Annotated in this window: 19 protein-coding genes; 6 read left to right on the top strand and 13 right to left on the bottom strand. The window is 66.3% G+C overall.

Translation table 11 applies throughout. The annotated features are described in order from the left end of the window. Window positions 1–74: 74 nt before the first annotated feature. Together BAU06_RS02025 and BAU06_RS02020 are read right to left on the bottom strand one after the other, a co-directional pair. Window positions 75–944, bottom strand: coding sequence for a c-type cytochrome (locus BAU06_RS02025; protein WP_066343758.1), 870 nt, complete (start codon window positions 942–944; stop codon window positions 75–77). Between the two features lie 18 nt (window positions 945–962). Further along, window positions 963–1,415, bottom strand: coding sequence for a c-type cytochrome (locus BAU06_RS02020; protein WP_082987921.1), 453 nt, complete (start codon window positions 1,413–1,415; stop codon window positions 963–965). Between the two features lie 246 nt (window positions 1,416–1,661). On the opposite strand from BAU06_RS02020, the gene BAU06_RS02015 reads away from it, so the two are divergent. The 3 genes from BAU06_RS02015 to BAU06_RS02005 are packed head-to-tail and all read left to right on the top strand — an operon-like array spanning window position 1,662 to window position 5,540. Continuing rightward, entirely contained in the window at window positions 1,662–2,645 is a 984-nt protein-coding gene (locus tag BAU06_RS02015) for a cytochrome c oxidase subunit II (protein ID WP_082993476.1), read from the top strand. Further along, entirely contained in the window at window positions 2,645–5,185 is a 2,541-nt protein-coding gene (locus tag BAU06_RS02010) for a cbb3-type cytochrome c oxidase subunit I (RefSeq protein ID WP_066343753.1), read from the top strand. Before BAU06_RS02015 ends, BAU06_RS02010 begins: the two co-directional genes overlap by 1 nt. A 1-nt stretch (window position 5,186) precedes the next feature. After that, on the top strand, window positions 5,187–5,540 hold the full coding sequence (locus BAU06_RS02005; RefSeq protein WP_066343752.1) for a hypothetical protein: 354 nt from the start codon (window positions 5,187–5,189) through the stop codon (window positions 5,538–5,540). Here the strand turns inward: BAU06_RS02005 and BAU06_RS02000 are convergent. The 7 genes from BAU06_RS02000 to BAU06_RS01970 all read right to left on the bottom strand — a co-directional run bounded on the left by BAU06_RS02000 (window position 5,537) and on the right by BAU06_RS01970 (window position 12,714). Then, on the bottom strand, window positions 5,537–6,271 hold the full coding sequence (locus BAU06_RS02000; RefSeq protein WP_231933971.1) for a trimeric intracellular cation channel family protein: 735 nt from the start codon (window positions 6,269–6,271) through the stop codon (window positions 5,537–5,539). The genes BAU06_RS02005 and BAU06_RS02000 overlap by 4 nt on opposite strands. A gap of 51 nt (window positions 6,272–6,322) precedes the next feature. Then, window positions 6,323–6,814, bottom strand: a complete 492-nt coding sequence (locus BAU06_RS01995; protein ID WP_066343748.1) for a hypothetical protein — start codon at window positions 6,812–6,814, stop codon at window positions 6,323–6,325. Window positions 6,815–6,881: 67 nt separating this feature from the next. After that, the gene (locus BAU06_RS01990) at window positions 6,882–7,754 is read right to left on the bottom strand and encodes a phosphonopyruvate hydrolase (RefSeq protein ID WP_066343745.1); all 873 of its coding nucleotides are present in this window, start codon (window positions 7,752–7,754) and stop codon (window positions 6,882–6,884) included. Between the two features lie 43 nt (window positions 7,755–7,797). Then, entirely contained in the window at window positions 7,798–9,024 is a 1,227-nt protein-coding gene (locus tag BAU06_RS01985; protein WP_066343743.1) for a pyridoxal phosphate-dependent aminotransferase, read from the bottom strand. Then, window positions 9,021–10,682 (bottom strand): ABC transporter permease, encoded by a 1,662-nt coding sequence (locus BAU06_RS01980; RefSeq protein WP_066343741.1) that lies wholly within the window; start codon window positions 10,680–10,682, stop codon window positions 9,021–9,023. The genes BAU06_RS01985 and BAU06_RS01980 overlap by 4 nt, the downstream gene beginning before the upstream one ends. After that, entirely contained in the window at window positions 10,670–11,740 is a 1,071-nt protein-coding gene (locus BAU06_RS01975) for an ABC transporter ATP-binding protein (RefSeq protein ID WP_066343739.1), read from the bottom strand. Before BAU06_RS01975 ends, BAU06_RS01980 begins: the two co-directional genes overlap by 13 nt. 26 nt (window positions 11,741–11,766) lie before the next feature. Next, on the bottom strand, window positions 11,767–12,714 hold the full coding sequence (locus BAU06_RS01970) for an ABC transporter substrate-binding protein (protein WP_231933970.1): 948 nt from the start codon (window positions 12,712–12,714) through the stop codon (window positions 11,767–11,769). Between the two features lie 163 nt (window positions 12,715–12,877). On the opposite strand from BAU06_RS01970, the gene BAU06_RS01965 reads away from it, so the two are divergent. Together BAU06_RS01965 and BAU06_RS01960 are read left to right on the top strand one after the other, a co-directional pair. Then, window positions 12,878–13,777 carry a LysR family transcriptional regulator gene (locus BAU06_RS01965; protein ID WP_066343737.1) on the top strand — a complete coding sequence of 300 codons (900 nt, stop codon included), beginning with the start codon at window positions 12,878–12,880 and terminating at the stop codon, window positions 13,775–13,777. 170 nt (window positions 13,778–13,947) lie between these two features. Then, window positions 13,948–14,886 (top strand): ketopantoate reductase family protein, encoded by a 939-nt coding sequence (locus BAU06_RS01960; protein WP_066343734.1) that lies wholly within the window; start codon window positions 13,948–13,950, stop codon window positions 14,884–14,886. Window positions 14,887–14,962: 76 nt separating this feature from the next. Here the strand turns inward: BAU06_RS01960 and BAU06_RS01955 are convergent, their stop codons facing one another. Continuing rightward, complete coding sequence (locus BAU06_RS01955) at window positions 14,963–16,102, bottom strand: alpha-hydroxy acid oxidase (RefSeq protein WP_066343732.1); 1,140 nt, start codon at window positions 16,100–16,102, stop codon at window positions 14,963–14,965. 293 nt (window positions 16,103–16,395) lie between these two features. Here BAU06_RS01955 and BAU06_RS01950 point away from each other — a divergent pair, with 293 nt between their 5' ends. Continuing rightward, window positions 16,396–17,322, top strand: coding sequence for a LysR family transcriptional regulator (locus BAU06_RS01950; RefSeq protein ID WP_066343730.1), 927 nt, complete (start codon window positions 16,396–16,398; stop codon window positions 17,320–17,322). Window positions 17,323–17,363: 41 nt separating this feature from the next. On the opposite strand, the gene BAU06_RS01945 is transcribed toward BAU06_RS01950, so the two are convergent. From BAU06_RS01945 to BAU06_RS01935, 3 genes are all read right to left on the bottom strand, one after another. After that, on the bottom strand, window positions 17,364–18,410 hold the full coding sequence (locus tag BAU06_RS01945; RefSeq protein ID WP_066343727.1) for a hypothetical protein: 1,047 nt from the start codon (window positions 18,408–18,410) through the stop codon (window positions 17,364–17,366). 187 nt (window positions 18,411–18,597) lie between these two features. Next, on the bottom strand, window positions 18,598–19,893 hold the full coding sequence (locus tag BAU06_RS01940) for an O-antigen ligase family protein (RefSeq protein WP_066343724.1): 1,296 nt from the start codon (window positions 19,891–19,893) through the stop codon (window positions 18,598–18,600). 125 nt (window positions 19,894–20,018) lie between these two features. Then, complete coding sequence (locus tag BAU06_RS01935) at window positions 20,019–20,996, bottom strand: glycosyltransferase family 9 protein (RefSeq protein WP_066343723.1); 978 nt, start codon at window positions 20,994–20,996, stop codon at window positions 20,019–20,021. Between the last annotated feature and the right edge of the window lie 161 nt (window positions 20,997–21,157).

Raw genomic sequence — 21,157 nt, 5'->3', positions numbered from 1 at the left:
TGCCTGCAACCCATCCGGGCCACAAGGCTCTCACCGTTTCACCGGGAGCCCCTTGGTCTTGCGGCCACCCGCCGCTACTTGTCGTCGCGCAGCGTGTACAGGAACGCCGCGATGTCCCGGGCATCCTGCTCGGTCACGCCCAGGTCCGGCATGGCGGACTGCGGGTCCACCTGCGTGGGATACCGCAGCCAATGCACCATGTTGGCGGGTGTGTTGGGCAGGACCCCGGCGATGTACAGGCGGTCGGCCATGCCGCCCAGCGGCGGGCCCACATGGCGGTCCGCCCCCACGACGCCGGGAATCGCGTGGCAGGTCGTGCACAGGTACTGGTGCAGCGCCTGCCGTCCCGCGCCGGCGTCGCCCAGTCGCACATCCTGTATCGGCACGCCCGCGTGCGACGCCGCGGCGCGCGTGTCGGGAGACCCCGGATATTGCCGCGCCCAGCGCTGGTAGTCCGCGGGCGACAGCGTGGGCAGCACCTTGATAAAGGCCACCAGGTCCCAGATTTCGTCATCATCCAGCCTGTACTTCCACGCCGGCATGCCGGTCATCTTGATGCCGTTGCGTATGGCTTGATAGATCTCTGGCGCCGACCATTCCCGCGCGCTTCCGGCCAATGCCGATGGCGCCGGCATCATGCCGCGCGCGAAGGGCTCCGGCGCCAGGCCGGGGGCGCCGTGGCACTGGACACAATGCGCGCGGAACAGCTTGAAGCCGCTCACCGCGCGTCCCTCGGCGTCCAGGTCGGGCACCTGGATGTCCTGCACGCGGGCGCGGATCGATTGCCGCGCGGCGATATCGAAGATCCGGTGGGCCGGCGCCATGTGGGGCTGCGTGGCGCTGACGTCGTACCAGCCGATATAAAGGACCGCGGCCGCCACCATGCCGGCCGCGGCGGCCAGTACCAGGGTGGTCAGTGCGGCGACGCGCTTCCAGTTCGTCATGGGCGGTCTTCCGGCGCGCTAGCGCAGGGTAAGAAGATAGGCCGCGATGTCCGCCGCCTCGGATTGGGTCAGTCCAACGTCGGGCATGGCCGTGCGGGGATCGATCGCCGGTGGATCGCGCAGCCAGCGCACCAGGTTCTCGGGCGTGTTCGGAAGAACGCCGCCGACATAGGAACGCCTTGCCATCCCATCCAGCGGCGGCCCGACAGCGGACCAAGGCCCCCGTACGCCGGGGATGGCATGGCAGCTGACGCAGCCATGGGCCGCGATCAGTCCCGCGCCTCGCGCCGGGCTCGCTTGCGCCAGGGACGCGGCCCCGGACCCGGGCCATAAGGGCGCGGGTTCGCTGCCGCACCCCGCCAGTACCGCGGTTGCGGCGATGCCGACTACCAGCCACCGCCCGGCCCGGACGCAACGGGTCCGACGCGGACGAGCGCCCCGGATAAGCGGGTCGGCGGGACATTCAGCCATCGTTCGATCTCCTGGAATGGAGCGGTCCCGCAAATCCTTTGCCAAGCCCGGCTGCTGGCGACGCACGAAGCGTCAAGCGTGCAAATCTGACAAAACGCTGAAAAAAAGTCCCCTTGCCGCCCAGGTATCGAGGCGCAATGGGGTAAGGCCAGCCTGGCGCGCCGTCGCGGTATGCGAAGTGCGTAGCGCCACGGTCCTACCCGCGTCGCGGCGGGTGGCCGCGCCCTCCTCCCCCAATAGACCGCCATGTCACCTCGGACCCTGTTTGCCGTCCTGATCGCCATGCCCGTGCCGGCAAACGCGCGCCAGCAGTCCGTCCTGGACCCTGCCGGCCCCTACGCGCAGCGTGTCGCCGAGATGGGATGGTGGCTGTTCATCGGCGGCGGAGCGATCTTCGCGTGGGTGCTTGCGACCCTGGCGCTTGCGCTATACGGACCGCCCGGCCTGCGGACGCGCCTGGGACGGCGCACGACGATCGTGGTGGCGGGCATAGGCGTACCGGCCGTCGTGCTGACCGCATTGCTGGTGTATGCCTTCGGGACAGCCGCGTCCCTTGCGCGCGCCGACGCGCCTGCCGGCGCACGCATCGAAGTACGGGGCGAGATGTGGTGGTGGCGCGTGCGCTACCTGGACGACCATGGGCAGCCCCTGTTCGAAACGGCCAACGAAATCCGCATTCCCACGGGGCAAGCGGTGGATTTCACGCTGGCATCCGACAACGTCATCCACAGCTTCTGGGTACCGAACCTGGCCGGGAAAATCGATATGATCCCCGGCCGCGTGAACCGGCTGCGCGTGCGGGCCGATGCGCCAGGGCGCTTCAGCGGCCAATGCGCGGAATATTGCGGCGCCCAGCACGCGAAGATGCGTTTCGACGTGGCGGCGGTGGATCCAGCCGAATTCCAGGCCTGGGTGGAAGCGCAACGCCAGCCGGCGCGCGAGCCTGCCGACACGCACCTGCGGGTGGGGCAGCAGTTGTTCATGCAGGCATGCGCGCGGTGCCACACCGTGCGCGGCACGGCGGCGGCCGGCACCCTGGGCCCGGATCTGACCCATATCGGCAGCCGGCTGTCGATCGGGGCAGGCACCTTGCCCAATAACGTCGGCACGCTCGCGGGGTGGATCGCGGGCAGCCAGCACATCAAGCCGGGCAACCGGATGCCTGCCTTCAACCAGCTGTCCGGCGAAAGCCTGCGGGCCGTCGCGCAATATATGGAAAGCCTGAAGTGATGCCTGCCAGTCCGACCCACGCCCCCGATCGCGACGCCGCCCCGCAGTCCCCGGAAGAGGGCCTGGCGCAGCTGCGGCGCGTGTGGCGCCGCCCGACCGGCTGGCGCGCCGTAACGGTCGTCAACAACAGCTATATCGGCCTGCTGTATATCGGCACGGCAATGCTGTTCTTCGTGCTGGCGGGGATCCTGGCGCTGGCGATGCGCACGCAGCTGGCCGTGCCCGACAACGACTTGGTCGGCCACGGCCTTTACAACCAGCTATTCACCATGCATGGCACGGTGATGATGTTCCTGTTCGCCGTGCCCGCCGTCGAGGCCATGGCCGTGCTGCTGCTGCCCAACATGCTGGGCGCGCGCGACTTGCCCTTCCCCCGTCTGTCGGCCTATGCGTATTGGGCCTACGCGGTAGGCGGCATTGTCTTCTTCTGCAGCATATTCGCCGGCCTGGCGCCCGATGGCGGCTGGTTCATGTATCCGCCGCTTACCGGCGCCGCGTATTCACCGGCCATCAACGCCGACTTCTGGCTGCTGGGGATCGGCTTCATCGAGATCTCGGCCATCGCGGGCGCCGTCGAACTGGCCGTGGGCATCCTGCGCACCCGGGCGCCGGGCATGACGCTGGACAAAATGCCTGTCTTCGCGTGGGTCATGCTGGTGTTCTCCGGCATGGTCATCATCGCCTTTCCCGCCGTCATCGTGGCCACCGCGCTGCTGGAACTGGAGCGCGCGTTCGATTGGCCGTTCTTCATCGCCGCGAAAGGCGGTGACCCTTTGCTCTGGCAACACCTGTTCTGGTTCTTCGGCCATCCCGAGGTCTACATTATTTTCCTGCCCGCCGCGGGAATGGTGTCGATGATCGTTCCCGCCATGACGGGCCGCCCGCTGGTCGGATATCGGCTGGTCGTGCTCGCGGTCGTCACCACGGGCTTCTTCAGCTTCGGCCTGTGGGTGCACCACATGTTCACCACCGGCATCCCGCAGCTGTCGCTGAGCTTTGCCTCCGCATCCAGCATGGCGGTGGCCGTGCCCACCGGGATACAGATATTCGCCTGGGTGGCGACCATTGCCGCGGCCGCCCGCTTGCGGCCGCTGAAGACGCCCATGCTTTTCATCCTGGGATTTTTCTTCGTCTTCGTGCTGGGCGGGTTGACCGGGGTCATGGTGGCCGTGATTCCCTTCGATATGCAGGTGCACGACACTTACTTCATCGTGGCGCACCTGCACTACGTGCTGTTCGGCGGCATGGTGTTTCCGCTGTTCGCAGCCTTCTACTACTGGACGCCCCTGGTCAGCCGCCGCGCGCTGTCGGAACGGCTTGGACGCTGGGCTTTCTGGCTGATGTTCATCGGCTTCAATGTCAGCTTCTTTCCCATGCACATCACCGGCCTGGTGGGTATGCCGCGGCGGGTGTACACCTACGCAGACAGCTACGGATGGGGCATGCTGAACATGGTGTCGACGGTCGGCGCATACATGATCGCGGCCGGCGTGCTGGTGTTCCTGGCGGACCTCGCCCGCAACTTCCGGCCGTCGGGTTCCGGCAACGCCGGCAATGTCTGGAAGGCGGGCACGCTCGAATGGCTGCCCAGCGCGGAATACGGCACCCGCAGCATACCGACGGTGTCCAGCCGCGAACCGCTGTGGGACCAGCCGAACCTGCCCAAGGAGGTCGACGCGGGCTTGCACTATTTGTCCGGCGCGCCCACCGGCCGCCGCAGCACGCTGGTGACCAACGCCTTGGACGCCCGCCCCGAGTACCTGCTGGAGCTGCCCGGGCCCGGCTGGTCGCCGCTGATCGCGGCGCTGGGTACGGCGGGATTCTTTCTGCTGCTTACCGCCAAGATGACGCTGCTGGCCTCGGCCTGCGGCATCCTGGCGATAGGCATGATCCTGCGCTGGCTGTGGGACAGCGAAGCGCCGGGGGCGCCCGACGTGGCGGATGTCGGAGGCGGTTTGCGGCTGCCCACGTATTGCAACGGACCGCGGTCGCACTCGTGGTGGGCGATGGCGATACTGGTGTTGGTCTGCGCGAGCATTTTCGGCGCGCTGGTGTTCGCCTACCTGTTTCTTTGGACCACCTCGCCGGAAGGCTGGCGGCCGGCACAGGGGCTGCCGGCCTGGGGATGGCCGCTGGCCTCGGCCACGCTTCTGGTCGGCAGCAGCGCCCTTGTCTGGCATGCCGGCCGCCAGTTGCGGCGCGAGCGCCATGGCCCGCTACGATGGGCGCTACCCGCGGGACTCCTGATGCTGGTTGGGGCCATCGCGCTGGAAGGCCTGGCCCATTGGCAGACCGGCCTGCGCCCGCGGCACAGCGGCTATGCCGCCGCGGTATACGGCTTGGCGGGATACCAGGCTCTGCTGACGGTGATCCTGTGCTTCATGGGCGCGTTCACCCTGGCGCGATCGCTGGCCGGGCGCCTCGGGCCGCGCCAGCTTGGCAGCTTCAACAATACATCGCTGCTGTGGCACTACGCCGTGGGCCAGGGCCTGGCGGCGCTTTTGGTCCTGCACGGCCTGGCCCGAGAGGCGGGAGGCTAGCGTGGCCACCCGCTTTTTCTCCGCGTTCTTCGCCACGCTGGCCGGTCCGCTCTTCTGGTCGGCGCATTTCCTGCTGGCATACGGCTACAACGGCGTCGTCTGCGCGCGGCCCGCGTTGCAAGCCGAGTGGCTGGGCGTGCCGGCATCGTCCTGGGTCGTCTGCGCCAGCGGCTGCCTGGCGCTGGCGGGCATGGCGCTGGTCTACCGGCGCATCCGCAAGCGCCTGCCTTCCCTGGGCGACCCGCGCTTCCTGCCCGGCCTGGCCGCCGCCCTGACGCTATTGTCGGCATTGGCCGTCATCTGGCAGACCCTGCCGGCGCTGATGCTGGCGCCCTGCGGCCAGGGCGCGCCCTAACGCCCTTCCCCCGGCTTCCTTGCCCGCGTTCTTTTATGCGCCGAGAGGTTCGCCACCGGCAGGCGCCAGCCATAGCCGATCGCCATGAAGCGAAGGAAAAGGCATAACGCGCCGCCCACAAGTGCCGAGGCTTCATAAGGAAAGCCGAGCGTATGCCCGATGACCACGGAACAGGAAGCCGCCAAAGCGGCGACGGCATACAAGTCGGATCGAAGCACTTGGGGGATGTCATTGAGCAGCACATCGCGGACCATGCCGCCGCCGATGCCCGTCAGCATGCCCAGCAGCGCCGACATCACAGGGCTCATCCCGAACTGGATCGCTTTCTGCGCCCCGGCGACCGCGAAGAATGCCAGCCCCACCGCATCGAAAATAAGAACCGGGATGCGCAGCCTTTCGATGCCGGCATACAGGAAGAAGGTGGTCAATCCGGCCACGATGGAAACCAGCAGATAGCGCCAATCGCTCATGGCCGCCGGCGGCACGGCCCCGATGACCAGATCCCGGCTGATGCCGCCGAAATTGCCGGCGACGAAGGCCAGCACCAATATCCCGAACAGATCCGCCCTGCGGTTTACCGCCGCGACGGCCCCGCTGATTGCAAAGACAAAGGTGCCGCCCAGGTCCAGGGCGCGCAGGAGCGCTTCTAGCGTGATCATCGCGATGGGGTTTCGGATTCTGGAGGCCGCTCTATCGGACGCCGATACTGCAAAGCCGCGGCGCGAAGGCATATTAACCCGTCGTCCGGCCCCATGTAGCGAGCGGCTACTGTCCGCGCGCCGCTATATGGCGTAGCGCCGCAGCAGTTGCCCTATGCGGTCCGATATGGCCTTCTGTTCATCCTGGGATAATGGCGAAAACCGCTGGGCCCATGCCTTCTTGTGCGCGAACGCGGGGAACCCGGGCGCCTCGCCCCACCGCCAGTCCGGGTCCCGGGCATGGCGGCTCCGGCCAAAGATATGATGGTGCACGCGCCGGCACTCCTGCACGTTCTTCGGCCCCGGCGGCAGGGCGTCATCGTTCAACGACCAGTTCCCGGCCTCCCAGTAATTGACGCACCCGCCTTCCAGCTGGGGCAGTACGTCCAGCATCGCGCGGCCGGTCGCGGCCACCAGATACGACCAGTGGATAAGCTCCAGCGGCGAAAGCTCGCTGCGCTCCCAGACGGGACGAGCGGGATAGACGATAAGGTGGCCGCCATCCGCGCGATCGCACAGCGTCGTGGTCGGACTGCTGACGCTGCCGCCATGGAATGAGAACACTTCGACTGCCATTGTGGCTCCTCGACCAGGTAAATGCCGGGACGCCGGTCCCTGTGCGGGCCGGGGTCCCGGGCGGGTTTCAGCGCAGGTAGGCCGCTTCGACGCGGCGCATATGGTCGTCGCCTTGCAGGCGGATGATCTCCTTGACCGTCGGCAGCGCCTTGTCCACCCCGCGGATGCCGCCCTCTTTGCGGATCTGCGCGAACACGGCGCGCATGGCGCCGACGGCCGCCCGGATGGCATGGTTGCCGTATATCACCAGGCCGACCTTGCCGAGCTGCTGTATGTCCGCCTCGGTAAGTTCCGGGTACGCGGTGGGCACCAGGACCAGCGGTGCGCTGCCTGCCCAGGCCTGGATGAAAGAGAGCACTTCAGCCGGCGTGGTCTGTTTGGAATGGATGAGAATGGCGTCGGCGCCGGCTTCTTCATAGGCCCGCGCGCGCTTCAAGGCCTCGTCCTGGCCCAGTCCCGCGATCAGGGCTTCCGTGCGGGCGATCACAAGAAAGTCCTTATCCCGCCGGGCCGCGGCCGCCGCGGCGATCTTCCCCTGGAATTCCTCCACGCGCACGAGCTCCTGGCGGCCATCCGCGCGCAGGCTGGTGTCCTTGGGGAAAGTCTTGTCTTCCATGACGACCGCCGAAGCGCCAGCCGCCTCATACTGCGGCACGACATAGCTGACGTTGACCGCATTGCCAAAGCCCGTGTCGATGTCGGCGATAAGAGGAATGGACACCGCCGACGCAATGGCGCGCATCATGTCCAGATGCGTGCCCGCCGACAGGATATTGGCGTCCGGCACGGCATGGCTGGCGGAAAGCTCGAAGCCGCTTCCCCATATCGCGCCGAAACCGGCCTCCTCGGCCAGCTTGGCCGACAGGGGATTGTGCGCCGACATGGCGGTAAGAAGCTTGCCTGACGCGATGGCCTGGCGCAGCACCTGGTTTTTACTCATGGGTATCTCCGGTTCGGATCGATGGGATGGGGTGGGCGGCCGCTCAACGCAGTTTTGCGCAGGCCGCGGCGATGCGCGCCATCGCCAGGCCGAGTTCCTCGTCGGAAGCGGCATAGGAGACGCGAAAGTGCCCCGGTAGTTCGAAGGCGGTACCTGGAACGACCGCCACGCCCGCGTGGCGCAACAGATACATGGCAAGGTCGACATCCGACGCGATCAGGCCGCCCGAGGGGTCGCGCCGCCCGAGCAAGCCTTGGCACCCGGGGAAGGCATAGAAGGCGCCTGGGGGCAAATCGCAATCCACCCCTTCGATCGCCCGCAAGGCCGCGACGACGCTGTCGCGACGCCGGCGAAAGCTTTCCAGAAACCCTTGCAGGAAGTCCATGGGACCGTCCAGCGCCGCGATGGAAGCGGCCTGGCTGATGGAACTGGTGTGCGAGGTCGACTGCGACTGGACCAGATTCATTGCCTTGATCAAGGCCGCCGGCCCGGCCGCGAAGCCGACTCTCCATCCCGTCATCGCATAGGCCTTGGACACGCCATTAACGGTCAGCGTGCGACGGGCCAATTCCGGCTCGACGGCGGCGGGCGTGGCGAACGGCGTGTCGTCATAGCGGATTTTTTCGTAGATATCGTCCGCCATCACCCATACATGCGGATGCCGCAGCAGCACCTCCGCCAGCGCGGCAAGTTCATCGCCGGTGTAGACAGCGCCGCTAGGATTGGAAGGCGAGTTGAGCATCAGCCATTTTGTCCTGGGCGTGATCGCGTCCTCCAGCTGCGCGGGCGTGAGCTTGAAGCCGGAGGACGCACCGCAACGCACGATGACCGGTTTGCCGCCCGCCAGCAGCACCATGTCCGGATAGGAAACCCAGGCCGGCGTCGGGATCACCACTTCGTCCCCCGCATCGATGGTGGCTTGAAGCGCGTTGTAAAGCAGTTGCTTGGCGCCGCATCCCACCTGCACCTGGTCGGGCGTGAACCGCAGTCCGTTATCGCGGTGGAATTTCCGCGTGACCGCTTCGCGCAAGGCGAGCGTACCGGCCACCTCGGTATAGCGCGACTCGTTGCGGTCGATGGCGGCTTTGGCCGCGACGCGTATGTGCTCCGGCGTGGGAAAGTCGGGCTCACCCTGGCTCAGGGCGATGATGTCCTGCCCTTCGCGTTTCAGTTCGTTGGCGAGGCGGGTCATCTCCTTGGTGGCGGAAGGTTTCGCACCCAGGACGCGATTCGCGAGGAAGCCATCGCCGAGGCCTGTATTGCTCTTCATTCAATTGCTCCTACCTTGAGACCCATCTTCCATCTGGCCAGGGCCAGCGGGATGAAGATGGTGAGAATCAGCAGCACGCTGTAGGCGCATGCCAACGCCAGCCGGTCGCTGTCGACCTGCTGGAAAATCTCGATCGGCATGGTGCTCATACCGCCGAAATAGAGCACCACGGTCGCCGAAAGCTCGGACAGCGTCGTGACCCACATCAGCACGGCGGCCGCGGCGGCCGCAGGCCAGATGGTGGGCAGCACGACCTTGAAGAAACTCCGGATCGGGTTCACACCCAGGCTCATGGACGCTTCCTCGAGCGAGTCCTTGAGGTTGTGCAGCGGCCCGATCGCCGCACGCACGCTGGTGGGCACGCGCCGCAGGAAGTAAGCCAGCGCCATGATGGTCCAGTTGCCTGTCAAGATCAGCCAGCCGCTGCCGAAGGTATTGATCAATGCGATGCCCAGCACCGTTCCGGCGATAGTCAAGGGCAAGGCGACCAGGATATCCAGCACATGCGTCAGACCGGAGCGCCGTTTGACTATCAGGTATGCGGTGACGATGGCGAACAGGGATCCCGCCAGCGTTGCCACCGTAGCCAGGAACAGCGAGTGGTACAAGGGATCCGGCGCCCGCAGCGCGGCATGCAGCAGATGGTCCAGCGTGAACCCGCCATAGCGAAGCACGGGGCCGACGGCGGGCGTGAAGGCGGTTATCACGGCCACGACGGCGGGCGCCAGCGACAGGGCGACAATGCCCAGCACGCCCGCGGTGGCGGCGCCGGCGCGCCAACCCGTCAAGGTAACGGCCAGCGGCGCGCGTCCGGCTTCCATCTGGTACTGCCGGCGCTCCACCACCAGCTTCTGGAACAAAAGGGCGGCGGCACCCAGCAGAACCAGCATGGATGCCATGGTGGTTTGCATCTGGGCGCTGCCGCCCATCTCATTGACGAACTCGTGATAAGCCTTCACGGCCAGTACCGGCGTGCGGGCCCCGATGATGGCTGGCACGCCGAAGCTGCCGATGACGTGGGTGAACACAATCATCGCGCCCCCGAAGATGGACGGCAGCAGCATGGGCAGCGTCACGCCGAATACCACGGGCCCGGGCGGCCGTCCCAGGCTTTGCGCGGCCTCTTCCAGGTTGCGGTCCATCGATCTCAAGCCGACCAGCACGGCCACGAAGGCGTACACGTAGTTGTTCAGCGTCATCACCAGCACCAGCCCCCACCAGGAATAGAGGGATGGCAGTTCGATGCCCAGCGGCCGGAGGAAGGAATTGACCAGGCCCTGCTTGCCCAGCAACACCACCCAGGAGGCCGCGACAACGACGTCCGGAATGACCAGCGTGACCAGCGGCAGAATGGCCACAAGGGTGGCAAGCGGAAACTTGCACCGGGCCACCGCCACGGCCAGGCCGCCTCCAACGGCGAGCGAACATAGCGTGACCGCCGCTCCCAATATGAGGGTGTTGAAGAAGGCCTGCCGGTACGATCGTTCCGCGAAGAAGCGCCCGTAGCCACCGAAGTCGATGCCGCCATCGCCGCTGGCCAGCGACTTCCCGAACATCGTCGCGAGCGGCCACAGCAGGAACAGGCCGAGCGATACGAGCGAGACGGCGGCCAGCGCCAGCCAGACGGGATCCCTGCGCAGTGTGCCTAACACGACCATCCCTCCACGACGCGCGCCGACCTTGGTATCTTCAGCACCACCGCATCGCCGGGATGGCGCATGGCATCGTCGTGCGCCTGCGCGGCCTGTACCTTGATCGGGCCCGCCTGGGTTTCGACGATGTAGGCCGTTGTGCTGCCGCAGTATTCGACATGGCGAATCTCGCCACGAAGCTGGCCTTCGCGGACGTCGTGTCCGGCATCCATGGATATCGCGGTGCTCCGTACCGCCAGCAGGGCGCCCGGGGCCAGCGGCCGGTCGCAGGACGTCAGCAAGGTACCGGCGGGCGTTTCCATGCGCCGTACGCCGGGCTCCTGGCCGGGCAGCTCGCCCACGATGGGAATCAGGTTGGCGCTGCCGACGAAATCCGCGACGAAAGCGGTGCGCGGCTGGCCATAGATCTGTTGCGGCGAGCCTGTCTGGACAATGCGTCCGCGATCCATGACCGCGATCAGGTCGGACAAGGCCAGGGCCTCTTCCTGGTCATGCGTGACGAACACCGCGGTGATACCGGCCTCGCGCTGCAACGCCCTGACCATCTCGCGCAGTTCGAGACGCAATTTGGCATCGAGCGCCGAAAGGGGCTCGTCCAGCAGCAACAGCCTGGGCTCGATCACCAATGCGCGCGCCATGGCGACACGTTGGCGCTGCCCGCCCGACAGGGCTGGCGGCGGCCGGTCCAGGAAGCCGCCCAGGCCCACGCGCTCGAGCATCGCCGCCGCACGGCCGTATGCGTCTTTTTTCGGCACTTTTCGCGCGAGCAGGCCGTATGCCACGTTGGCCAGCGCCGACCGGTCGGGAAACAGCGCATAGTCCTGGAACACCACCCCGACGCCGCGGCGATGCACGGGCACCCCGGTGACGTCGCTGTCGCCGAACAGTACACGTCCTTTATCCGGACGGATGAAACCGGCTAGCATGCGCAGCAGCGTGGTTTTGCCACATCCCGAGGGCCCCAGCAAGGTAAAGAACCTGCCCGAGGGGATGACCAGATCGAGCTGTTGGAACAGGGCCTGCCCACCATAGCCTTGGGCGATACCTTCGAACGAAACCTGCATATTGGCGTCCCTCCGTCGCGTCCGGATCAGTTCGAGGACACCAACTGGCGCCATTGCGCCAGAAACTGCGCGCGGTCGGCCTCCATCCGGCTGTCGTCGAGATCGATGGTCTTTATCCCAGCCAGAGGCGGCAGGGCCGATAAGGCGGCCACGTCGATGTCGGGGCGCAGGGGACGGCGGAAAGCGCGTTCGAAGATCAGCGCCTGCGTGGGCTTGGAAGCCAGGAAGTCATACAGCCGGCGTGCCTCGGCGGGATGCTTGGCGTTCTTGATCAATGCCATGCCCTCCGGGGAGAGGAAGGTCCCCTCGGCGGGATACACCACCTTGATTTCCTTGAGGCCGCCGGCAACGTATTGGTAGGCGGCATATTCCATGGTCACCGCCGCCGCGAACTCGCCATTGGCCACGCCCTGGTAGGCGGCGGACGTCGTACCGACGACCACGGCATTGCGCACGATGCGCGCATAGATGGATTCGCCCAGCAAACTCCTGATGCCGTATAGCGCCACATAAGAGGCACTGCTGAACTGCGGATCCGGAATGGCAATCTTGCCTTTCCACCGCGGATCGGCAAGATCGGCCCAGGTGCTCGGCGGCGTTCCGTTCGGCACTTGGCGAACGTTGACCATCAGCACGCTCACATGCGTATTGGTTCCCAGCCAAAGGCCGTCCGGACCCCGATAACGGGCGGCGACGGCATCCGCCTGCGGGGAACGATAGGCTTCGAATACTTCCTGGAACGCGCCTATGGTGGATAGGCCGCCCGACCAGAAAATGTCGCCCAGCGGATTGGCCGCCTCGGCCTTGATGCGTTGCATCAGCGCGCCCGTCCCGGCCCGAACGACGGCGACCTTCACGTCCGGGTTCTGCCGTTCGAACTGCTCCACCACGCTGCTGACGGTCTGGACATCGTTGGACGAATAGAGCACGACCTGTCCCGCCTGCGCGTCGGCGCCGATCGAGGCACCGAGCATTGTCTGTATGATTAATACGCATGATGCCAAACGCATTCTGAACATTGGATTTTCCCCTTGATGACGGCAACGAGGTCTCCAATCTATGCGTCCTGTGCCGTTGCGAACAGAGGGGACCGGCGGGCGGCATCGGTTTTACGCGTGGCTTTCATGAGTATTTGTTATGGATAAAAAACCGCATATCCCGCTGGTCGCCGTCCGCGCCTTCACCGCCGTCGGGCGCTATGGGAGCTTCACGCGGGCGGCCGCCGCACTGGGGATTACGCAAAGCGCGGTGAGCCGGCATATCTCGACGCTGGAGACCCTGGCGGCCGAGCCCCTGTTCACCCGCCGCGGCCCGCAAATCGCAATGACGCCCGCCGGCTCGCAGTTCTACGATGCGGTGTGCGATGCAATGTCCACCATAGAGCTCGCAACGATCCAGCTGGCGCAAGGCCAGCGCGCGCACGGCCGGCTGGTCGTGCGTACGTCGATGCCGAGTTTCGCGATGACAGTGGTGATCCCGGCCCTGGGCGACTTCACCGCGCGGCACGCTATGGAGGTGGACCTCGTCACCTCGCTTTCCTCTCCGCAGCCCAGGGACGAGTTCGACGTACTGATTACCCGTGACCTCAGCCTGCCCGGCGCGGAAAGCTGGGAGCTGTTCCAGGAGGAGCTGGTATGCGTGGGGGCGCCAGCCATGGCGCAAAAATACCGCACGGATTCGCCCGCGCAGTGGCCGCTGATCGCTTCACGTTCCAGGCCGGACGCCATCCCGATCTGGGCGGTCGCGAAGGGACTCTCCGTGGATGCCCTGCACGTGTGCGCGGTGTACGACCATCTTTTCCTGGCGGTGGCCGCGGCGATAGGGGGCACCGGCCTGCTGGTCGTCCCGCGCATCGTGATACAGGATCAACTCGACAGCGGCACGCTCGTGATGGCCGACGAGGAAGCCGTCGCATCGGGCGCGACCTACGTGGCTTATGTCAGCGCGTACAGCCGCCATGTGCAAATGGGACGTGAGTTTTGCCGCTGGCTGAAGCGGATGCTGCGCGATCGCGGGCGCGCGCGCACGGCCCCATAGCCCGGCACCCAGCCGCCCCGGGGCATGTTGACGAATACTGGCATATTCAAGTAGATTGAACCAACTGCTTGCATATGCCATCAAATCCGGCGGGCTTAGGCACCGCGTATCCGCCGTCATGGCGGGCTTTCGGGCATCGTCCCACACCACCTTCGAACTGGGAAACGGTCATGAAGATTCTGATTCTAGGGGCCGGCGCGATCGGCGGCTACTACGGGGCCCGGCTGCTGCAGGCCGGTGCCGACGTGACTTTCCTGGTCCGGCCCAGGCGCGCCGCGGCCCTGGCGTCGCAAGGCCTGCGTATCCGCAGCGAATCGGGCGACTTCGACGCGCCGGTGCGAACCGTGACGAGCGCAAACTTGCGGCCGGAGTACGACCTGATCCTGCTCAGCTGCAAGGCCTACGATCTGCAGGGCGCGCTGGATGACATCGCGCCGGCCGTGGGCTCGGCCACCGGCATCCTGCCCCTGCTCAATGGCCTGTCGGTCTATGACGAATTGGACGCCCGCTTCGGCCGCGACAAGGTACTCGGCGGCGTGGCGTATATCGCCACCATGCTGGATGGCGATGGGACCATTCTTCATTTCGGCACGCTGGACAATCTGATCGTCGGGCCGCGATCCGAAGCCACGGCCCCTCTGGCCCGCGACTTCCATGCGCTGATCGCCGGCACGCCTGGCAATCGGGTCCTGTCCCCGGCCATTACGCAAGCGCTCTGGAACAAGTGGGTCTCGCTGGCGGCCGGCGCCATGATGAACTGCCTTATGCGCGGTACGGTCGGCGACATCCTGGCGACACGCGACGGCCGGCGCCTGATGGAACAAGCCATGGCGGAATGCCGATCGGTCGCGGCGGCCGCCGGATACCCGATGCCCAGCGAGGACATCCAACGGCTGGAATCGCGCTTGCTGGACGTGAACTCGACGTGGGCCGCGTCCATGGCGCGAGACATCTCGCAGGGCGCGCAGCGCCTGGAAGCGGACGCGATCGTCGGCGACATGCTCGCCCGGGGCGAATCGTACGGGCTCGACCTGCCGTTGGCGCGCGCCGCCTATTGCCACCTGCAAGTCTACGAACACCAGCACGCCGCGCCCGCGAGCGCCCGGTAGTGTGCCCGCCCGGTAGTGTGCCCGCGCGGCGGTGTACTCGCGCCGTGGCGGCCCGACACGCCACGATCGCATGGGGTCAACGCTTGCGCAGCAACGCTTTCGGTCCCAGTTCGGCCCACTCCTTGACCCCGAGCATGACCATGTTGCGGTCGACCTCGGCCTGCAGCAAGGCGATGGCATGGCGCACCCCGGCCTCGCCAGCCACGGCGGCGGCGTAGTTGAAGGGCCTGCCCACGAACACCATGCGCGCACCCAGGGCCAGCGCCTTGAGCACGTCCGATCCGCGGCGAAAGCCGCCATCGATCATGACGGGATAGTCCGGTCCCAGAGCATCCACGACGGGACGCAGGACACGCATCGGCGAGGCCGCGCCGTCCAACTGGCGGCCACCGTGATTGGACAGGATCACGCCGTCGGCCCCGATGTCGCGCGCGATGCGCGCGTCCTCCACGCTGAGGATGCCCTTGATGACCAGCGGCCCTTTCCAGCGGCGGCGGATCGCCGCCATATGTTCCCAGCTCAGGTTGTCCCGCGCTGAGAAGTCACGCAGTACGGTGGACGACATGATGGGCGCCCCCCGCGTGGCGAAAGAGTTTTCGAAATGCGGCATGCCATGCCGCAGCAAGGTCCGGAGAAAGGTCTGCAGTACCCAGCGCGGACGCACCATGCCGTCCCACGCCAGCCTCGGGCCGGGCCGCAAGGGGGTGGAAAAGCCGGTTCGCACGTTGTTCTCGCGGTTGGCGGAAATCGGGATATCGACCGTCACCACCAAGGTGCGGAAGCCCGCGCGCGCAACCCGGTCGACCAGCGCGTCGATGCGCGCCTGGTCACCCGGCAGGTAGGCCTGGAACCAGGTTCCGGGACAGGCCCGCGCGACGTCCTCCATGGGAATGAGCGACGTGGCGCTCATGATCGCCGGGACGCCCGTGCCCTGCGCGGCGCGCGCCAGGGCCAGGTCGCCTCGATACGTGGAAAGCGCCGCGATACCCATAGGCGCGATGCCGAAAGGCGACGCGTAGCGTTCGCCGAAGAGCGTCACGGCCTGGGATCGCTTCGACACGTCGCGCAGTACGCGCGTGACGAAGGCATACTCGTCGAATACCGCCCGATTGTCGGCGAGCGCGGCGTTCTCCTCTGCAGCGCCGGCGATGTAGCCGAATATGGGGCGAGGCAAGCGTCGCCGCGCGGCATGCTCGAAGTCGTGCAGCGATAGCATCCGCGCCAGGATGCCCCGCTTGGCCGGCGCGGGACGGGAGACACCGGCTGATTCATGGTCGGCGGGGCCATGGCGAGGACTGGAACTACCCGTCCGGGTGTCCGGGGAAGCGTCAACGTTATGCGGAGACATGGCGACAAGGATGGAGCGGTTTCAAGAGCGGGCGGCGAAACGGGCGATTTCCGGGGGCAGTCCGATGCAGACGTCCCCGTCAGCGCCACTGTAGGCGCGTTTTATCTTCCCAAAAAGCGATATATTTCGAAGCTGTTATTTCGCTTTTTTCGAAATCGATCGTGGCGCTGCCTTCTGTCAAGCAGCTCGAAGCGTTCTGGTGGGCGGCGCATTGCGCCAACTTCTCGACCGCGGCCGAGCGCATTCATCTGTCCGTTTCCGCGCTGTCCAAGCGGCTGAGTGAACTGGAAGCGGCCATCGGCCAGCCCTTGTTCGACCGCAGCGGGCAGAAAGCGGTGCTGACCGAGACCGGCCGGCGTCTACTCCCCGCGGCCTTGCAGGTGCTGGACGCCGCGGCCGAGTTCGAGCGCAGCACCGCGGACGCCCCCGCCTTGCGTGGTCATTGCCGCTTCGGCGTGGGGGATCTCTCCGCGCTGACGTGGCTGCCGGCCCTGGTATCCCGGGTGCGGAAGACCCATCCGGAATTGACTCTGGAGCCCTACGTCAACGTCGGCGGCGTGCTGGAGCAGCGCCTGGCCGACGGCGAGCTGGACTTCGCGGTGATCGCGGGCCTGTCGCCCCGCAGCGAGCTGGTGTCGCGCTCGGTCGGCAGCGCGCGCTTCGAATGGGCCGCCGCAGCGGAATTGGCACCGCCGTCGCGCAAGACCGGGATCCCGGAATTGCTGCGCCGCCATCCCCTGGTCACGCTTCCGCCGGATGCCGGCACCACCCGCTTGCTGGACGACTGGCTGCTTGCGCATCAAGCGCCGATCACGCAACGCATTTTCTGCAACAGCTGGGTGGCGGTGGCCGGCATGATAGGCGCCGGCGTGGGCGTGGGGTTCCTGCCTGCCTGCTGGCCGGCGCGCTTGAAACTGCGCCGTGTCGGAGAACGGTCCCCGCTCCGGCCGCTGCAGTACGCGTTCCAGTGGCGGCGTGGCGACGCGCGCGGCCTGGTGGCGAGCATGCAGGCGCTGGTTGCCTCGGTTATCGATTTCACATATGCGCCGTGCATCGGCGCGGCCGCCACGGACGAGGAGCGGCCATAGCCTTGGCGGCGCGGCATCCGTGCCGCGCGCCAGGCACGACATCACTGCACGCGCACGGCATCCCCGTAGCGTTCCAGCCATTCCCGCATCATGATGTCATTCATGCCGTATACCTTGCGGTGGTAGACGGCCTCCCATTCGGGGCAGGCATGAGGCTGCCGTGCCAGCTGGATTTCCAGGGCCGCGCAGGCCGCTTCGCGGCAGGCGTGCCCGCTGACCCGGCTTAGCGGGTTGACAGCCGCCGCGATCACGTCATCGACGAAATCCAGGCAGCCGATGACGAAACGGCGGCTTTCTTCGTCGCAGGACGACTCGCGGTCCACCATGATGCGCACCAGCTTTGCGACCAGCGATTCCGGCACGCCGCGATGCCGCGCGTAGGGCAGGATCCATACCGGGTGATAGTGCGTATTGCCGAGCAGATGCGTGTAGGCCTGGAAATGCGCGACCGCGATTTCGTGCGCCATCGCGGCACACTGCCGCCAGGCGCCCTGGCTCCAGGCATGCAGCAGGTTGCCCAGCAAGGACTGGCTGCAGGCCTTGCGGCGGTACAGCAGGTAGAGGAAGCGGTAGAGGCCGATTTCCTGCCGTATCCGGACGAGGCGATCCGTACCCTGGATATCGTGCGAGGTATAAAGGCGGTGCAGGAAAAGCAGGTCGCGCAGCGGGAGCGGCTCGGCCAGCGCCAGGGGGTTGCGATGGCCGGCCTCGTGAAGCAGGTGTATGGCGATGGTCAGGCCGTTCATCTCGTCCCAGGTACGGTAATGCACGTCCATCTTGATGGAGGTACCGGGTACCAGGGTGTGGATGCGGCAGATTTCGGCCTCGCGATCCCGCGCGGTGAGCCGCACGCCGCCCCGGCCGACGACCCGCTCATAGCGGCTCGCATCGATCTGCGCCATTGTCAGGTGGGACTCCCGGATGGCGTAGATGTCCACGTCGGCGTCGTCGCTTCCCAGCCCTTCGACGAAACCGCCGCCCGCGAAGGCGGCGTCCTTGTCCGTAAGGTAAGTGTTTCCAAGCACGAAACTGCGCTCCAAGGCGAGCGAACTTGCGAGCTGCAGCTGTTGTTCAGTGAACTTGCCCATAGCGTCTCCGACAGGTAAGGCGCGCGGGACGCGCGCCTATCGGGTACCGAGGCATAGCGCGGACATGCGTACCAGCCATGCGGCCACGATCGCCTACGGAAAACCTGCGGCAAGTTTGCAGAAACGTTACGCCATTGTTCCGGGTTCCAAGCAGAATCAGACCAGACCGGAAGGCATGCGGCGAGACCTAGGACGCGCTCTCGAGCGTTGCGGTTCGCGGGGGCACCATGGCGGGCCGCGCCTGGCGCATCGAGGTCAGCGCGAACAGGACGACCACCGTCACGGAGTAGATCGGCACGCTGCGCATATTGCGGAACATCATTTCGGTCAGGCTGAAGGCGGTATAGCCCAGGCAGAAGAGCAGGCCGATCTGCGCGCCCACCTGGACGACCGGATCCGGGGAAAACAGCCGCCGATAGAAAACGACCGCCGGTATCAGGTACAGGCTCAGCATGGCCAGCAGGCCTATCGCGCCGTAGCCGGCCATGGCGGCGATCAGGTCGTTGTGGGGCTCGCCATAATCGCGAGCCACCAGCGGCGTGACGACGCCACGGTCGCGCAATTCGGCCAGGTTGGCGCGGAAATGGCGTGCTCCGGTGCCGATGACGGGATGGTCCAGGAACATCAGCCATGAGGCATGCCAGAGCTGCATCCGTATGCCGACCGAGGTATCGCGATCGGCATCCTGCACGTAGGCTTCGACATCCGATGCCACCTGCCGCATGCGGCTGCCATGCGATTCCCAGAGCGCGAAAGAGCCGGCCGCCAGGACGACCGCCAGGCCGCAGACGAACAGGCCCTTGGTCCGGCGCGACCAGTGGGCGCGCGACAACAGCACGACCAGGCCAAAGACGGGCAGCAGCATCCAGCTGCTGCGCGTCTGCGAGAGCCAGGTGGCATACAGCGCCAACACGACGGCCAGGATTTTCAGCGCGCGCTCCAGGCGCGGCCATGGGCTGAGCGTCCAGGGCAGCGTCAGCAAGGATGCGAAGCCGAAGAACAAGGTCAGGTCGGCGAAGGCCACGGCGTTGTACCGCCCACCGAAATCGCTGACCGTGCCGCGCCCCAGGTCCGCGCTATGCATGACGACGATCAGCATGATGGAGCCGGCGAAGGCGCTGAACAGCAGGCTCCATTGCACCTGCTGCAGCCAGCGCGGGGGCGCCCGCAACAGCAGCCAACAGATCGGACAGGCCAGCGCGAAGCGCAAGAACTTCTCGAACTCCGAGGCGCTCCAGGCGTCGTCGACCAGGGCCGCGGTCAGCAATACGGACGCCAGGGGCGCGCACAAGGCCACGATGATGGGCCGCAAGTCGCGCCAGTGGGCGGGCTCGTTGCCGCGCATGCCGTGGTGGACCACCGCGACGATGGAGAGCAAGCCGGAGACATACAGCAGGGCTGGACCCGCGCTGGCGCTGGTCAGGGCGCAAGCGGGCACAAGAAGGGCGAATATCGCCGCCAGGCGAGGATATAGCGAAGGCATGGACTCAAATCAGGGCTGGGGCATGTACCGATACACACGCCCGTGCATGGTTTGGGCTGCTTCGATAGCGCGGCGCGAGCTGGCCGCTTGCCGATGGAGAGGGGGCCCACCGTAGGGCGGGAGCGTCACGCGGCGGTCCACGGTGGCGCGACGGGATTGCGGCGGTCGTCCTGCTGCAGACGCCGGAAGGCCCACATGACGCTGCGCGGCAACAGCCAATGGCGCCAGAGCCGATCGCGCCAGCGCCCGCCGGGAATGTAGGCCGGGTAGACGATGCGGGACGTCGCCCAGGCCGGCCGCCAGGCCTTGGTCCGGGTGGGGCGGCCGGTAACGGAAAGGGTGGGCACGCCCAGGTTGGAGGCCAGGTGACCCAGGCCCGACTCGTTGCCGATGAACCATCCGGACGCATGGATCAGGGAGGCGACTTCCGAAAGCGAGCTCAACTCGGGCACCTTCAGGCCGGCTTCCCGCAGGAACGCCCAGTCCGCGCGTTCGTGCGGCGCCACGACGAAATTGGGTTCGTAGCCGTCCTTCAGCAGGCGCACGCCCAGGGCTTCGAAGTGATGCGGCGCCCAACAGCGCAATGCTTCTGTCGAAGTGGGGTGCAGGACAATGCGTCCGGGCCGCGAGCGATGCTCCTGCCGGTTGAGCGGTTGCAGGGCGTTGTCGATCGTCGCCCCCGGCATGCCGAGCTCATCCCTACAGAAATCGCGGATCTGGAACAGCTTGACGAAGCCGCGGCCGGTGACGACCACATGGGCGTCGTAATAGAAATAGTGTTCGTGGCAATCGTGCAGGGTGTACGGCCAGCCGATGTGCATCTGGCCGACACAGTCGTAGTCGGCCAGGGTGGCCCGGGCTTCCGCCTGGGGCAGCGAGGGGCGCACATCCATGGTGGGAAACCATTCCCGCAGGGCATGGACGTAGTCGCCGAACACGGTGACCTGGCGGCCATGCAGGGCCAGGTTCTGCGCCAGCGTCATCATGAGCAGCGTATCGCCGAGCCGGGGCGCCATGAGCAGCGCGACGCGGCCGGCGTTGCGCAAGCCGCTCAGCGCTCGGGCCTTGTCGTACGGGGGCATGTCGCCGGAGGGTTTGGCCATAGTCCTACTATTCCAAAGGGAGCCGCAGTTCCATGATGAACGATTATAGGAGTTTGCCAGGAAAACTGTATCTAACTGTGACGGATTAAATCGCTTTCTGTCGCCATACAGCGACACTCACGACATTACACGACCGCGCCGCCGCCAGCATGGGGAAGAAA

The sequence above is a fragment of the Bordetella bronchialis genome (genome assembly GCF_001676705.1).
Taxonomy (GTDB): Bacteria; Pseudomonadota; Gammaproteobacteria; order Burkholderiales; family Burkholderiaceae_B; genus Bordetella_C; species Bordetella_C bronchialis.
Note: the sequence above shows the minus strand (reverse complement) of the source record. Positions and strands in the feature narration are given on the sequence as shown.